This is a genomic window from Peribacillus sp. NPDC096622 (genome assembly GCF_044762665.1).
Taxonomy (GTDB): domain Bacteria; phylum Bacillota; class Bacilli; order Bacillales; family DSM-1321; genus Peribacillus; species Peribacillus frigoritolerans_B.
This window is the reverse complement of sequence record NZ_JBIWES010000012.1, coordinates 138,077-153,440: the sequence shown is the minus strand read 5'-3', so window position 1 is coordinate 153,440 and position 15,364 is coordinate 138,077. Positions and strand designations below refer to the sequence as shown.

General features: G+C 39.0%; 11 protein-coding genes. 5 read left to right on the top strand and 6 right to left on the bottom strand.

All coding sequences use genetic code 11. The features are described 5' to 3' along the window. Positions 1-764: 764 nt before the first annotated feature. Entirely contained in the window at positions 765-2,462 is a 1,698-nt protein-coding gene (locus ACIQYG_RS20130) for a sigma-54 interaction domain-containing protein (protein ID WP_402841539.1), read from the bottom strand. Positions 2,463-3,317: 855 nt separating this feature from the next. Here ACIQYG_RS20130 and ACIQYG_RS20125 point away from each other — a divergent pair. Further along, the gene (locus ACIQYG_RS20125; RefSeq protein ID WP_402841637.1) at positions 3,318-4,766 is read left to right on the top strand and encodes a flavin monoamine oxidase family protein; all 1,449 of its coding nucleotides are present in this window, start codon (positions 3,318-3,320) and stop codon (positions 4,764-4,766) included. 79 nt (positions 4,767-4,845) lie between these two features. Here ACIQYG_RS20125 and ACIQYG_RS20120 read toward each other — a convergent pair whose 3' ends face one another. The 3 genes from ACIQYG_RS20120 to ACIQYG_RS20110 are packed head-to-tail and all read right to left on the bottom strand — an operon-like array spanning position 4,846 to position 8,475. Then, positions 4,846-5,958, bottom strand: a complete 1,113-nt coding sequence (locus ACIQYG_RS20120) for a Ger(x)C family spore germination protein (RefSeq protein ID WP_402841536.1) — start codon at positions 5,956-5,958, stop codon at positions 4,846-4,848. Then, positions 5,955-7,049 carry a GerAB/ArcD/ProY family transporter gene (locus ACIQYG_RS20115; protein WP_402841533.1) on the bottom strand — a complete coding sequence of 365 codons (1,095 nt, stop codon included), beginning with the start codon at positions 7,047-7,049 and terminating at the stop codon, positions 5,955-5,957. Before ACIQYG_RS20115 ends, ACIQYG_RS20120 begins: the two co-directional genes overlap by 4 nt. Further along, positions 7,021-8,475, bottom strand: a complete 1,455-nt coding sequence (locus tag ACIQYG_RS20110) for a spore germination protein (RefSeq protein WP_402841530.1) — start codon at positions 8,473-8,475, stop codon at positions 7,021-7,023. The genes ACIQYG_RS20115 and ACIQYG_RS20110 overlap by 29 nt, the downstream gene beginning before the upstream one ends. A 211-nt stretch (positions 8,476-8,686) precedes the next feature. Here ACIQYG_RS20110 and ACIQYG_RS20105 point away from each other — a divergent pair, with 211 nt between their 5' ends. The 4 genes from ACIQYG_RS20105 (at position 8,687) to ACIQYG_RS20090 (ending at position 13,195) form a co-directional block, all read left to right on the top strand. Beyond that, entirely contained in the window at positions 8,687-10,213 is a 1,527-nt protein-coding gene (locus tag ACIQYG_RS20105; protein WP_402841528.1) for a spore germination protein, read from the top strand. An 18-nt stretch (positions 10,214-10,231) separates the two neighbouring features. After that, on the top strand, positions 10,232-11,323 hold the full coding sequence (locus tag ACIQYG_RS20100; protein ID WP_402841526.1) for a GerAB/ArcD/ProY family transporter: 1,092 nt from the start codon (positions 10,232-10,234) through the stop codon (positions 11,321-11,323). After that, positions 11,320-12,405, top strand: a complete 1,086-nt coding sequence (locus ACIQYG_RS20095) for a Ger(x)C family spore germination protein (RefSeq protein WP_402841522.1) — start codon at positions 11,320-11,322, stop codon at positions 12,403-12,405. The genes ACIQYG_RS20100 and ACIQYG_RS20095 overlap by 4 nt, the downstream gene beginning before the upstream one ends. A gap of 241 nt (positions 12,406-12,646) precedes the next feature. Further along, positions 12,647-13,195, top strand: a complete 549-nt coding sequence (locus ACIQYG_RS20090) for a RidA family protein (protein WP_402841520.1) — start codon at positions 12,647-12,649, stop codon at positions 13,193-13,195. Between the two features lie 149 nt (positions 13,196-13,344). Here the strand turns inward: ACIQYG_RS20090 and ACIQYG_RS20085 are convergent, their stop codons facing one another. Together ACIQYG_RS20085 and cysI are read right to left on the bottom strand one after the other, a co-directional pair. Further along, the gene (locus ACIQYG_RS20085; protein ID WP_402841519.1) at positions 13,345-13,566 is read right to left on the bottom strand and encodes a hypothetical protein; all 222 of its coding nucleotides are present in this window, start codon (positions 13,564-13,566) and stop codon (positions 13,345-13,347) included. Between the two features lie 72 nt (positions 13,567-13,638). After that, complete coding sequence (gene cysI, locus ACIQYG_RS20080) at positions 13,639-15,357, bottom strand: assimilatory sulfite reductase (NADPH) hemoprotein subunit (RefSeq protein ID WP_402841516.1); 1,719 nt, start codon at positions 15,355-15,357, stop codon at positions 13,639-13,641. Positions 15,358-15,364 lie beyond the last annotated feature (7 nt).

Genomic DNA, 15,364 nt, shown 5'->3' with positions numbered 1-15,364 from the left:
TAAATAATGGACTCTATTAGAACTTAGGCAAGGGCTGGCGCATTAAAAGATCCCAACTCAGATTAGTCATTTGATTTACCTGTCAAGTAGACAGTCATAAGAAGACTACAGTCATCAAGATTCGATATTCAATCGGAGCTTGGTGGCTGAGTCGTTTTTGGAATCGTTTGTAGCTGTATTAATAGATATTCTTCCACGCCTTGATCAGTTTTTTAAAAATTTTGATCCAACATCTCTGATTTATAATGGGGAAATAACGATTCCACTAAAACATTATCATGTTGGTTTCACTTAATGCCAAGATATTGAAGTCGTAGATTGTATTCATGGGATGTTTATTAGAAGCCTTGATCCGAATGGAAAATGGTTCTGTATACATCCCTTTTTTGGGATAAAACCATCTAACGTCTCTTATACGCTTTTTTCAGCCTGTACTTTATAATTATCACACTCCGATACCTTTCAATTGATTTGGGAACCCTTCGTTTCATTGCTGCCTTCCCCATACAAATACATCTGTACAGCTTTCATTTTCTTTTCCTTTGAATATTCCTCGAACTTTTTCCTTTTTTATCCACAATGAAATCCCCTCCAGGTAGTAGTGTAATATCCACGATTTTTTGTGGTCTTTTTACACGGTCTACCTTAAGGGGATATTATCAAAGCAGTCTTTTCAGAAACTAGCCCTCGTCTTAATTTATTATCGGTGATAACATGAGTTTCGATAGAGAGCGTAACTGGGACATAATAAAATGCAAAATAAATCAGTTTAATCCGTATTCTTTAATCTTATTATAGAGTGTTCCTCTGGACATACCGAGTAATTTGGCAGCCGCACTTTTGTTTCCATATGTCTTGCTTAAGGCTTCTTGAATCATGGATAACTCTTCTTTTTCCTCTTCCTGAAATGATGTTTCTTGTGAGCCTGAGATATGGCCATTATGAACATAATAGCTACTGGTTATGTTTTTTTGAAGATGATTGCTTTTAATAATATTTTCATCATTCAGAAGGATAACACGTTCCACAACATTCCGAAGCTCGCGGACATTTCCTGGCCATTCATAGTTAACTAAAATAGTTATAACTTCCGATCCAATTTTCGGAACTGGTTTCTTATACTTAGAACTGAACTCTTGCACAAACTGTTCAACTAATTTCACAATATCTTCTGGTCTTTCACGCAAAGGAGGAATATCAATGTTAATTACAGTTAAGCGATAATAAAGATTTTCGTTGAATTTCCCTTCCTTTACCATTGCTTCTAATGCCTGAGATGTAGAGGCAATTACACGTGTATGCGTCGTCAATAATTCCGTTGTACCTACACGGTAAAATGATCCATGTTCTAAGTAGTGTAGAAATTTTTCTTGAATGTCCAATGGCATTTTATCAATTTCTTCAATAAATAAAGTTCCATTATGTGATTGTTCAATCTTTCCATTTTTCCCAGTCTTCTTATCTGCTGTAAAAACTCCTTTTTGATATCCAAATAATTCAATCTCTAAAAGAGTGGAAGGAATGGCTGAACAATTAATAGATACAAAAGGGCCAGTACGCTTAGAACCGCCGTAATGAATAGCTTGTGCTAACATCTCTTTTCCTGAACCTGGTTCTCCGGTTAACAGAACCGGAATGTCCGCGTAGGCAACTTTTTGCGCTACCTTCACGGCCTTTTGAATTTCTACATTTACTCCAATAATAGAGGAAAAAGGGTTGTCCTGATGGATAAGTAACGGTAACGAAGAATCAAGTTCCTCGTTCAAACGAACAATTTGAGTAATATCATGTTCCGTTGCAATGCCTCCAATAACTGTATTATCCTTTATAACTGGGGAGGCATTTACTAATACGTGATTATCATTATTAGGGCGATGGTAAGCCCCACGAACGGGACGTCCCTCATTTAATATACGATGTAATATAATAGACTCTGATTGAAAATGCTCGCCAATCTTTTGACCAAGGATATTTTCACGTTTAATGCTGTATGTTCCCTCAGCAACGGTATTCCAGCAGATAACTTTCCCCTCTTGATCCACAGCTGTGACTGCGTCATTAATGGTTTCCGCCAATGTAGAAAAGTATGCGGATAGCTCCTCATTTTTCAATTCCAGCAGTTGAACCCATTGGTTTGCAGTTATGATTCCACTAATTCCTTCTTTTTCTGGATCTTTAATTAGGACCGGTCTGCTCCAATCAGTTTGTAACATAGAAAGTTCATCTATTGTAGAAATGGTAGAGGGAGTCCACTTTACCTTTTCAATCCACTCGATTACAGACAGTGAATCATCCATTAATGCCAAGAAATTGCATTCATTCTTCGAAACAATGTAGTATTCCTTCGCTGAAATGATTACAAAATCATACTTTAAAAAGTTATTCTTCATATCCATTAAAGATGTATAGGGTTTCACTATAGTGAAGGAGTTGTCTGAGGTAATTTCTTCCATTTTAATCATAATAAACTCCTTTTATTATATATTTTATGAGAAAGTATAAGGATTTATACAGTATCATCTTCTAAAACAATCATAAAACAAATATGTTTAAATAAAAACTAATAAACTCCACTCTATGTTTCTAACGATTGATTTTATGTAATAGAAATAAGGAATACTATAATAAAAAAACTGTATCATGGATTAGCGTTTTTTTATTATTTATTCAGGAATTAGCACTTTTACAATGATGAGAATTGGGATATCCCATTAATTCATAGATCAAGAGCCTAAAACCTCTTTTAACTTCATTAACACTGTTTTATGCGCACTCGCTAAAATATTTGAAACTATACTAACTCCAATTGTTATGCTAATAAAGCGTTTGGTTTCAAAGGACAAAGTACGATAATTGCCTCAGTTATTTAATGCCACTTTTTTATTGCTTGATCAACTTTTCTTGATTTATATAGATTGGTGCGTTTTTTCCGAAATAAGTTTGCGAATAGCATTCTTCGTTATCTCATCCCATTGTTCAAAAAAAGCTGGACACTGCTTCTCTAACTTTCTAAATTCGGCTCCATCATAAATCGTAGTCTTAGATAGTTAGCTTCCGAAAAAAATGGCATCATCTTTTAACAATAAATCAGCATATTCATCTTCTGCACTATTAAATTATCTAATATTTGAGCATTCCACATAAAGGATAAACCTAGAGGAATACGATAGCAATAATCAATCATGACAAATTATTGAAGATCCTTCATAAATGGTGACCCAATCGGAATAAGATAGCTTAAATCCCATATAGAAAGTGTAACAAGAGAGGAGAAAAACCCTTTGTCCTTTTTCAAAGATCCGCTTTCACCCGATCAAATGCTTGCTGTTATCAGAAATGGCCTGGGGCCTTCCCAGGTCCCCAAAAAAATCATTATCATTGGTGCCGGCATGTCTGGGTTGGTTGCAGCATCCCTGTTAAAACAAGCGGGGCACGATGTAACGATATTTGAAGCAACCGGGCGGGTCGGAGGGCGTGTTTTGACTATACGGGAGCCATTTTCTGAAGGTTCCTACCTTGAAGCCGGTGCCATGCGCATTCCGAATTATCATTACTTAGTTGCTGAATACATCAAGAAGTATGGTTTACGTGTCAACACTTTTGTAAATGCTACTCCTAATGATCCCATTTATGCCAATGGAATCAAGACGACCGCTGCCATATATCAACGGAACCCGGATATATTGAGATACCCTGTAGCTCCCCATGAAAGAGGTAAAACAGCAGAAGAATTACTCAACATGGCAATTAAGCCTGTGACTGACTTCATCATTCAAAACCCACGTAGAAATTGGGAAATAGTCATTAAAGAGTTTGATAAATACTCCATGAGCTTCTTTTTACAGTACAATCCAGTCGGGGTCAGTCTATCTACAGGGGCGATTGAAAGCATAAAGGTCCTGATGGGTTTAGAAGGATTCCCGGAACTTTCTTTTCCGGCCATACTTCGGGAACTTATGCCGCTCTTTAATCCAGACGTGAATTTTTTTGCAATCGAAGGTGGAAACGACCGGCTTCCTTATGCTTTTCTACCGGAATTGAAGGATAATTTATACTTCAGATATGAAGTGACAAAGATCGTTCAACATGATAATCAGGTCACCATCCACTCCAAACATACTCAAAGCCAAAACCCCTTAACGGTTACCGGTGACATTGCCATCGTGACGATCCCTCTTCAATTGTTGCAATTCATAGATATAGAACCCAGGAACTCCTTTTCCTATAATAAGTGGAGGGCAATAAGGGAACTCCATTATGCTGCGTCCACTAAAATCGGGCTTCAATTCACTCATAGGTTTTGGGAAAAGGAAGGAATCTTCGGCGGTAAATTGACGACCGATTTACCCATTAGATTTTCTTATTACCCCAGCCAAACGAGCAACCAGAGTGAATCCGGTCTCATCTTAGCAAGTTATACATGGGAAGATGATGCCACATTATGGGATATACTTCCGGAAAAAGACCGTATACAACACGCATTGAAAAATTTGGCAGTGATTCATGGAAAACAAGTGTATGATCATTTTTTATCAGGGGCTTCTTATAGCTGGACACTGAATCAGTATTCATACGGTGCTTTCTCCATGTTTAAACCTGGTCAGGAAACGGACTTGTTTCCATACATCCCAACACCTGAAGGAAGGGTCCACTTCGCTGGTGAGCATACATCAACCGTCCCAGCATGGATTGAAGGAGCCATTCAATCCGGCATCAGGGTTGCACATGAAGTGACGAATCTGCCTAGAACATACGGTGATCCATGAATGGACCATTTCTTTGGCTATTTAACTTAACAGCATTGACAAAAAAGCCTTCCGATTTGGAAGGTTTTCTTATGACCAATCACTTTATCCCCCCTTTTGAACCGATGTCTATGACCCTAATATTCACATCATAATTAATATCAGCATTACTTAAAATTTCGTCCCATTTCTGCTTATTTTTCTCCCAAAACTTTGGATGCTGATTTTCCACATAACGATACAATCCCGCTACCCCTGTTTTATATTCATGCTGTAATTTGTATACGATTTTCTTGACATCCTTTTTCACTTTAGCCTCGGCAATATGCTCAATCTCCTTTAAATAGGCTTTTTCAAAAGAATTCTCCTTACCATACCAATCTTCCGATAGTCTTCCTGTGTACCCGACCTCAATATTGATCGTCAAATGATCACCGTTCAATTCCGTCGTGATTTTCCTTCTTATCCTATTAATTATTTCAACACTTAAAGGCTCACCGTGTTGGACCGCTTCGATTACTCCGCCCTTTACCTCTCCGTTCAACCAATTTAATGCAGCAATATCCTCATCATTCATGACCGCGACCAACTTTGAATTGTTGATCACCCCTGCCCCCTTCAAAATTAAATTCCCCCCCCTAATATCAACGGTCTGAATGGCAAAGCTTCCATCTGACTGCAAATTTGATGATGCTTTGCCCAGTGTTAAAGGCGGAAGTATTTTATTCGTTCTGTTCTCATTATCTTTCAATTCATAGATTACATTCGAAGGAATCTCCCCATCGACGGATAGTCCCAAAATTTCTTTCGTAGGTCTTTTCGTTAAATAAACATGACAGCTTCTCCTTGTATTATTATCGCGTATTGACTGATTAATGATCGCTTCCATCGGGATTTTCCTTAATAAATCTTCATTAATGAGCATGATGCGCTGATGATTGGTTAATACCGTATTGGTTATGAGCAAAGAATCCCTAATTGCTTCATGCAGCGTTTTAGCACTGACGGTAACATTTTTATATTTGAGTTGGGCCTGATTCTCTTGAACACCATTTCCTGGAGGGACCAAAATTTGCTGTGTTAACATGATTTCGTCTTTCTTTTTGCTTTTATCGATCCCCACTCCCACGACAAGGGATAACTCTTCAATATTTTCACTGTCCCAACAACCTGTAAGTAAAGCAATAAGCAAGACCAACCATAATCTTTTCATCCGCTTCTTCTGCTCCTTTTCACTTGAACGATTAGGAATGTAATAATTGGCAAGCCAATCAATATAACCGGAAATAGATATCCAAGCAAATCGCTCATTTTAAAAATTTCAAGTATGTCTTTAGGGATTTTGGCCAGAAAAAAAACGATTGGAACCAAAACAATAAGATTCGTTGTATATGAATTACTAAATATTTTCGTCATCCCTTCTGCTGCGAAGTAATAGTAAATCGCATGTGTTAAAAAAAACTGAAGAATCCAAGTTATTAAGAGAAATAGTTCCATACGCTCTAAAAATATGCCTGTTACTTCATAGGACTGAATAAATGAAATGGTTGGCCAAGTAACTGCAATGACTTCCGGAACAGTCAGTGTAGCCACTACCAGAACATATGTAATTATATATAATATCAGCGGTATGAAAAAACCGATTAAAGCGCCACTTTTTACTTTGTTTTGATTTTTAACGACGCCAAACAAAAAGATGAAAAGTTCAATTCCAAAAAAAGACAAAGTTCCGGAGCCCATTCCTTTCATGACAGGGAGAAATCCTTTAGCAAGAACAGGCTGGAGATTTTTTAACTCGACCACCCTAAGACTGAACAAATAAATGAGCAAGACGATGACGATTGTCAAAGGAAGAAAAAAGACACATGCCTTTGCTATGGCTTTAATTTTACCTGTCAAAAGATGCACGCTCGCTAAGATCAAGGAAAGTATCACGATCTCATCCGGGGTTTCCTCCAACAAATAAAAGCGGACCATTTCACTCATCGCAAGAACTTCAAAGCTGGCCACGCCTATAAAGTACACCACCACGACCAACCCAATAAGTTTGGAGAGCCACTTTCCATAGGCCTCCTCCATGTATGTGTAATAGTCAGCGACCTTATGTTTTTTTAACAGTACAACCAATAGGCATATCAAAAGGGCAATTGCGATCCCAGTAAAAATCAAGACAATCCATCCATCGGACGAATTGATTTTTTCCGTTATCGTCCTTGGAAGCGTCAGCATCCCAATTCCTAACATGCTGCATGAAATAATCGCTGCCAATTCCCCACTAAGAATTTTGCCGTCGGATTGGCCCAAGAGAATCCCCCCCTTTTTTCCGCTTCGGTAACCGCAGGAACGCATCCTTCCAAGTTTTTTTACCGAAAAAATCCATAGGTTGAAAATAAGGTTCTTGAAAGCTGGTCAATTTTGATAAATGGCTGATAACGATGATAAAGAATAGTGTGGTTCCGTATAAACCTAAAACGGCTGCAAAAATCATCGCCCCGAACCTTAATGCCCTGAACGCCAGTCCAAAGCTATATTGTGGTACCGTAAACGAAGTAATCGTCGTGATCGAAACGATGATGACCATCAGGGAACTCACTAAATTCGCTTGAACGGCTGCTTGTCCAATAATGACTCCGCCAACCAATCCAACCGTTTGCCCAATAGGTGCCGGGAGCCGAATGCCTGCTTCGCGAAGCAGTTCAATTGTCAATTCCATGATGATTGCCTCTACAAAAGGAGGAAAGGGGACGTTTTCCCTTGTACCTGCTATTGACATAGCCAGTTCTGTCGGAAGCAATCCAGGATTGAAGGAGACCAAGGATATATAAATCCCTGAAAGAAAAACGGTAACAAATAAAGAAAAGTAGCGAAGTATACGCAAAAAAGTTCCTGCAACCCATCTTTCATAATAATCATCCGGTGACTGCAGCAGCATCGTAATCGTCGTAGGTGCCATCAATGCAAATGGAGAACCGTCAACCATGATGACCACCCTCCCCTCCTGCAATGCAGCCAATACTTTATCCGGCCGCTCCGTATTTTGGATTTGCGGAAAAGGGGTTAACGCTGTATCTTCAATTAATTCCTCAAGCATCCCCGAGTCTTGGAGATCAGTAGCTTTCACTTCATTTATCCGCTTATTCACTTCTTTTAACAATGAATCTCTTGCTTTTCCTTCATAATAAATCAACGCAACTTCCCGTTTTTCCATCGTCCCGAACTTCTGTTGTTTAACGATAAGTTTCGGATGGTTTGAATATTGCCTAATCAAGCCGATATTTTCCTGAAGACTTTCGATAAAGCCCATTTTCGGTCCCCGGACAACCCTCTCTGTAGAAGGTTCACCAAACGTTCGGTTTTTTTCCTTTTCCAGATTCAAGACATAACCTTTTACCATTCCATCTATAAATAAAAGCGTTTTACCGTCAAAAATATGCTCTTTGGCTGTTTCATATGTTTCAACATCCTGTTCCCTGACTGAACAGATTTTGGAAATGACTAGCTGTTCGATAGAAACCGGATGCTTGGTTTCGACCTGGGCAGCCGATAAATCCAGAACAATCTCATTGAATGCAGGATAATCCATCGTTCCATTGACAAATACGAATAATCCCGAAACTTCATAACCGGGAATGAATATCTGTTTAAATACTACATCATCCTGCATATCCAATTCAGATTTCAATTTTTCCTGCTTTTGATCCAATTTAATATGCAAGGGTTTACTTTTCATGGTGAACTCCTTTTGATTAAATGGGTTTTTATTTTTTCAGTTTCCTCTTGTTTCAATTTTTTTATACGAACAGGATATGGGACAGACTTTTAAACCAAGGATTTTTTATGAAATTCATCTATGAAACGAGCAACATTAACATCCAAAATGGTTAATTTGTAATTAAATTGCAAATGCTAGGATAATAAGCTTTAGTGCAGAGGTGACAACATTGTTTAACCGCAGAACGTTCAAAAAAAAGCCCAATCAACCAAACGAAAAAAATGATGAATTAAATAAAGTTTCAGAAGTCAGGGACCTATTCAATACTCTTTCTTCATCCAATGATTTCATAAACCATCAAGGAACATATAATGGCGTAGGCTATTGGGTCTCTTTTTATCGCTCTTTGATCGATGCAAAAGTACTTCATGAAAGTGTTCTTTCTGTCATACCGACTCTGGAAACGATAAATTTGGAGCAAATTAAAGAAAAAGTACCTATTGAAAATACACTGATCACCAGTACCAAGGCTGTAATCGAAGAAAGGATATTGAGAGGCGAAATTGCACTTCGTTTAGATGGAAATCTTGATGAATGCCTATTAATCAATGTTGCGGCCCAACAAGGAAGACAAGTTGAGAAACCTGAACTTGAATTTGGAATCATAAGTGCTCAAGAAGCATTTGTCGAGGATCTTGATATCAATCTTAATTTAGTCAGAAAAAGGCTGCCTATCCCTGAATTGCAAGTAAATGAAATGACTGTGGGATCCTTGTCTAAAACGAAAGTGGCAGTTTTATCGATAGAAGGGGTCGTTGATCAGGAAAATGTTAATAATGTTATCCAAAGGATCAATGACGTAGAGTTTGATGAAATATTGGACGGGTCCTATCTCGCGCAAATGCTATATGATAATTCAAATACCTTATTTCCCCTTTTTTTAAATACGGAAAGGCCTGATCGCATCGCAAGTGCACTGGCTGAAGGTAAAGTAGCCTTGTTAATCGATAGGTCGTCTTCTGTACTCATTACTCCAACCATTTTGTTGGAGTACTTTATCACCATGGAAGATTATAATATGCCATGGATTCCGGCATCTGCTTTCCGTTTATTAAGGATATTCGCGGTCGCTTTTTCGATATTTGCCACTCCCATTTATGTAGCCGTTCTGACTTATCACTATGAACTGATTCCTAAAGATCTTTTGGAAACGATCGTCACTTCAAGGAACTTAATCCCTTTTCAGCCATTGATCGAAGCATTATTCTTGGAGATTTCCATTGAACTATTACGGGAAGCGGCTGCCAGGCTGCCAACAAAGGTAGGTCAGACATTAGGTATCGTCGGCGGTATCGTTATTGGTCAAGCCGCCGTTGTAGCTGGTTTGACCAGTAATATCTTATTGATCATCGTTGCCCTCTCGGCATTGGCATCATTTGTTACTCCCATTTATAAAATGGGGAATGCCATTCGGCTTTTGCGGTTCCCCTTTTTAATCGGGGCCCAAATTTGGGGGCTGCTTGGCATTACCATAGCAGCCGTATTTTTGATGACCCACCTTATCAAATTAACGTCAATGGGACACCCGTACCTTGAACCGATATACCCATTTCGCATGCAAGATTGGAAAGACAGCTTTTTTCGGCTTCCTTTTAATCTTTTCAAGTCACGGCCTATAAATTTACGTCCAGATGATATATCCAGACAGCCACAGCCCAAAAAAGCAAGAATCAAAAAAAATGATTTTAATGAATGATACCAATGAGGGTCCCATATGAACCAAGCTGGAGTTAATGAAAAGTATAAAGTGTCACCGTTCTATGTGTTTTTTTTAGTGCATTCCATGCAAACGGGAGTAGGCGTTTTAAGTTTTCAAAGAGTTTTAGCGAAGACAACGGGAACAGATGGCTGGATCTCGATACTGCTGGCCGGCCTGATCGTCCATATAATGATTTGGATCATATATAAAATTTTCAGTATCGTTCCTGGGGATATCATTTCTGCAAATAATCAAGCATTCGGTAAATGGATAGGGAATTTCTTCAGTCTATTATTCATTCTTTACTTTTTTTTCCTCGGGATGACAGTCATGATCAGCTATATAAATGTCATACATGTATGGATGTTTGAAGAGGTACCAACTTGGGCTTTTTCAGTGGTCTTCCTGGTTTTGATTTATTATATTCATACGGGAGGATTCCGTACTATTACGGGTATTGCCTTTTTAAGCGTCCTTTTGACATACTGGCTTTTATTTGTCCTATTCTATGCCATGAAATACTCTGATTTCACCAATTTGCTTCCTGTTTTCCACCACACTCTATTAGATATATTGAAAGGAACAAAAAGTACTTCATTAACGCTGCTTGGTTCTGAAATGATCGTAATGTATTATCCGTTCATCAAAGATGCTAAAACTTCACAAAAATATGCCCATGGTGGGGCCTTAACGACAACATTAATGACCGTATTCGTTTATTTGGTTTCACTTGTTTTTTATTCACATAAACAGTTGGAACTGACTATATGGCCGACACTATCACTGACCAGCATTGTCGAATTGCCCTTTATCCAGCGATTTGAATATATAGATGTTTCTTGGTGGGCCATCGTTATCATACCCAACATGACCATCGCCTTGTGGTCAGCAAGCCGAGGTTTCAAGCGCTTGTTCAATGTTCAGCAAAAGTATCCATTATGGGGGATGTCGATTATTATCCTGATAACCAATATATTCGTTTTTGATATCGATTCCCTATATATATTGGATAAAATAATCAATCCATACGGAGTGTTCTTCCTTGTTTTATACTTGCCTCTTCTTTTGGTCATCATCTATATAAAGAAAATGAGGAAACGTTTATGAGAAAATTATTTCTTGTTATCTTGATTTTTCCGCTGCTTTGCAGCTGCGCCCAGCCAAGAGTGGTTGACGAAGTCAATATGTCCCAAGCCATTGGCTACGATATACTGAAGAATGATAATGTCGAAGGAATGTTCGTCATCCCTATCTTCCAGCAGGACAAGATGGGTAAATATCAAATCTTAAGCGGAACATCGACGACAACGAGTGATGTCCAGGCTGTCGTTTCCAAAAAAGCGGATAAGCCGGTATTGCTTGGACAGACACGCATCATTTTATTCAGCGAGAAAATGGTTCGTGAAATCGGAATGACAGAACTGACTGATTATCTCTATCGTGAACCACAACTTGGAAACAGGGTCATATTGGCCATCGTTGAAGGAAAGGTCAAGAATGTCATAAATTCGAAACCACCAAATAAGAATGTGAATATTGGAATCTTTTTATCAGATTTGATCAATCAACAAATAGAAACAGGGAACGGACCGGAAACTAATCTCCATCTTTTTTTAGGAAACTCTCTAGAAGCTGGCGGCGATTCGTATCTTCCTTTATTTAAATTAATTAATAATGAAGTTGCGGTTTCTGGAGTCGCCCTTTTTCATGAAAATAAGATGGTCAGTAAAGTCCCCACGGATGATATGTTCATTTTCAAAACATTAGTTCAACATCATAGGAGGGGAATATACAAATTCAAATTTAAAGACAAGAACGAAAGCGATATCGTAGTGGAAAGTATCCGAAGCGGTTCAAGTTATGAGGTATCCGGCTCAGAGAGAAATCCCTCGATCACGATTAAGATCAAAATTAAAGGACAAATCAAGGAATCCATGCGCAGTGAAAACCTAACCAATAGAAAGATGATAAAAAAAATTGAAAAGGAAATGGAAGCTGATTTAACCAAGAAAGTAAACCGACTTATGAAAGATTTTCAAAAAAAATCCCTTGATCCGATTGGCCTGAAGGAAAAATATCACGCCAAAAATAAAAAAATGACCTATGAACATTGGAAAAAGATTTATCCGGAAATGGACATTAATGTAGAAACCCAAGTTAACATCATTCAAACCGGGGTTTCAGAATAATAAATTGTCGATAGGCCATTTATTATTCTTTGCCTGATCGCAAAAACTACTTTCCCATTAAATTGCTGATGAACAGCTCAGTTATTTAACTGGATGGCTGGCGGGTGCTTTCGAAACAGAAAGAATTGTGGTTAGCCGTCATGCAGAATTATTAATAGAAAGTAAAGTCCCTTGCAAAGCAGGATAAATGAATCCGATTCATCTACCTATCGTTGATACATAGATAACAGGAGCTGACTTTATGAAAAAATTTATGAAATCAATCATTACTACTTCAATATTAGGTATAAGTTTAATCGCAGGTTTCACTTTTACTTCTGCTGGCAGCGAAAAAGATGAAATGGAATCGGATAAAGTGACTTTCTTTGGCTCCCCAACTTCTGCGATTTCCACTTCAGTTGCTGTGCCTCAAAGTTATGACCGGTTATTGTTTAGCGGAACAGTAGCCCCTCTTTTAAACAAGGATGGAAAATCAACTTATGAAAGATATGGCAATACAGAAAAACAGGCAATCGGTATCTTAGCGAAATTAAAAGCAGATTTGAAAACAAAAGGACTTTCACTCGCTGATGTAACCTATCTGCGTGTATATGTCGCGCCTGATCCAAACAAAAGGGATAAACCAGACTATCAAGGTTGGTTTGATGCCTATGCTTTGTTCTTTAATACAAAAGAAAATCCAGTGAAAACAGCTCGTTCTACAGTAGGGGTGCAAAGTCTGGTTTCCCCGGATTATCTCATTGAGATTGAAGCAGAAGTAGCTTATAAAAATAAGGGTAAGTTAAAATAAAAAAGTTAGACGAAAGTAGTGAATCTATATCATCAAAATATCGGTGTTCCAGGTATAGTTATCTTTGCACTCTGAAAACCATTTTAATAGAAAAGATGCAGGAAGTTATTCCCGATCTCAGACTGTGGACAAAATAGTGAAGAACCATTTTACCTTCGAATTTTTCTGTTAAAAAAGTTCCAGCTGATTTCAGAAATCCGCTCCCTTTCTGCCGACTGTCTGCCAAGCCTCCTCTCCGCAAGCGGCTGTAGGGTCTCGGCTAGCCAGTTTTTCGGCAGGAGTGACGCAAATTCCTTCAATCTAGAAAGGGTTTCAGACATATAATTAAGTAAAAAAACATGCAGGAAAATCAAGTTTTCCTTTAGATTCAAGGTTAAATCATTCCGAACTTTTATTGTCGTCAAAAAGAGACAGAAAAGTATTCCTGTCTCTCTTCGATTTAATCAATCATGAAAATTCATACCATCCGTCACTTCTTTAACAATGCCAGCATTGATGACAAAGTCCCCGAAATGCTCTCCTTGCTGACGTTCTTTTGCATAACGTGAAAGAAGTACACGCAACTCGTTTAATATCTCTTCTTCACCGATGTTTTCACGGTACATTTTACTTAATCGGCTTCCGTCGAAAGCAGCACCAAGATACATATTATATTTACCAGGTCCCTTACCGATAAAACCAATTTCACCAAGTGCATGCCGGGCACAGCCATTCGGGCAACCAGTCATGCGTATCGTGATTTCTTCGTTCCTCAGGCCGTTTTCATCAACGATGGCCTCGATTTTATCAATCAAAACCGGTAAATAACGCTCAGCTTCGGCCATTGCCAACCCGCATGTTGGAAGCGCCACGCATGCAATCGAGCTGCGTCTGAGCGCCGAATGATGTGCACCATCCGTCAAACCGTATGTTTCAAGCAATTCGATGATCTTTTTCTTTTTCTGGCTTGTCACATCTGCAATGATCAGGTTTTGATTGGCAGTTAAACGGAAATCACCAGTATGGATCTTTGCGATTTCGCGCAAACCGGTCATCAGCTTGTAATCATTGATATCGGCAATTCGGCCACCCTCAACAAATAGTGTAAAATGCCATTTATCCCGCATGCCTTTTACCCATCCATAGCGGTCGCCATTATTATCAAAATGATAAGTTCTCGCTTCCTCCAGCTTCCACCCTAGACGATTTTCCAGTTCAGCTTTTACCGGTTCGAGCCCAAGCCTGTCAACCGTATACTTGAACCGGGCATTTTTCCGTACGGATCGGTTTCCGTAATCGCGCTGGATCATAATGATTTTCTCAGCCACATCCAGTATTTTGTCTGGCTGGCAAAAGCCGATTACCTTGGCTAGTTGAGGATATGTCGCCTTGTCACCGTGGGTCATTCCCATACCGCCGCCGATCGCCACATTAAAACCAACAAGTTTTCCATTTTCAACAATTGCAATGAAGCCAAGATCCTGGGAGTAGACATCAATGTCATTGGAGGGAGGGACGGCAATGCCTATTTTAAACTTCCTTGGCAAATAAAGCTTTCCGTACATTGGTTCGACTTCCTCCAATTCCGGAGTACCGACAACTTTTTCTTCATCCAGCCAGATTTCATGGTACGCCCTTGTGCGCGGCAATAGATAATCACTCAATTTTTTCGACCATTCATATACTTCGGAATGGATTTCAGATTGAAATGGAATCGAATTGCACATTACGTTCCGGTTTACATCTCCGCATGCAGCGATTGTGTCCAACATGGAAGCATGGATTTCCTGAATGGTTTTTTTCATATTCCATTTTAAAATACCATGCATTTGAAACGTCTGCCTTGTTGTCAATTTCAAGGTTCCGTTACCGTATTTCTGAGCAAGGTCATCCATAACAAGCCATTGAGAAGGCTGTGCAACCCCGCCGGCCATGCGGACACGCAACATAAACTGATAGGCAGGCTCCAGTTTTTGTTTTTGACGCTCATTACGTAGATCCCGATCATCCTGCAAATAGCTGCCGTGGTGTTTCATCAGTCGATTGTCATCATCCGGAATACCGGCGCTAATCCGATCCTGCATCACTTTTCCGAGTGTACCTCGCAAATAATCGCTTCTTTCTTTAATTTGCTCAACATCACTAGGCGGGCCTGCTAGTGCTTTCAATAGTGGGTTCACCATGTTGTTA

What these genes read in the sequence shown, in the direction of transcription:
- ACIQYG_RS20130 (WP_402841539.1), bottom strand. Translation starts at nt 2,462, where the DNA reads ATGATTAAAATGGAAGAAATTACCTCAGACAACTCCTTCACTATAGTG.
- ACIQYG_RS20125 (WP_402841637.1), top strand. Translation starts at nt 3,318, where the DNA reads ATGCTTGCTGTTATCAGAAATGGCCTGGGGCCTTCCCAGGTCCCCAAA.
- ACIQYG_RS20120 (WP_402841536.1), bottom strand. Translation starts at nt 5,958, where the DNA reads ATGAAAAGATTATGGTTGGTCTTGCTTATTGCTTTACTTACAGGTTGT.
- ACIQYG_RS20110 (WP_402841530.1), bottom strand. Translation starts at nt 8,475, where the DNA reads ATGAAAAGTAAACCCTTGCATATTAAATTGGATCAAAAGCAGGAAAAA.
- ACIQYG_RS20100 (WP_402841526.1), top strand. Translation starts at nt 10,232, where the DNA reads ATGAACCAAGCTGGAGTTAATGAAAAGTATAAAGTGTCACCGTTCTAT.
- ACIQYG_RS20095 (WP_402841522.1), top strand. Translation starts at nt 11,320, where the DNA reads ATGAGAAAATTATTTCTTGTTATCTTGATTTTTCCGCTGCTTTGCAGC.
- ACIQYG_RS20090 (WP_402841520.1), top strand. Translation starts at nt 12,647, where the DNA reads ATGAAAAAATTTATGAAATCAATCATTACTACTTCAATATTAGGTATA.
- cysI (WP_402841516.1), bottom strand. Translation starts at nt 15,357, where the DNA reads ATGGTGAACCCACTATTGAAAGCACTAGCAGGCCCGCCTAGTGATGTT.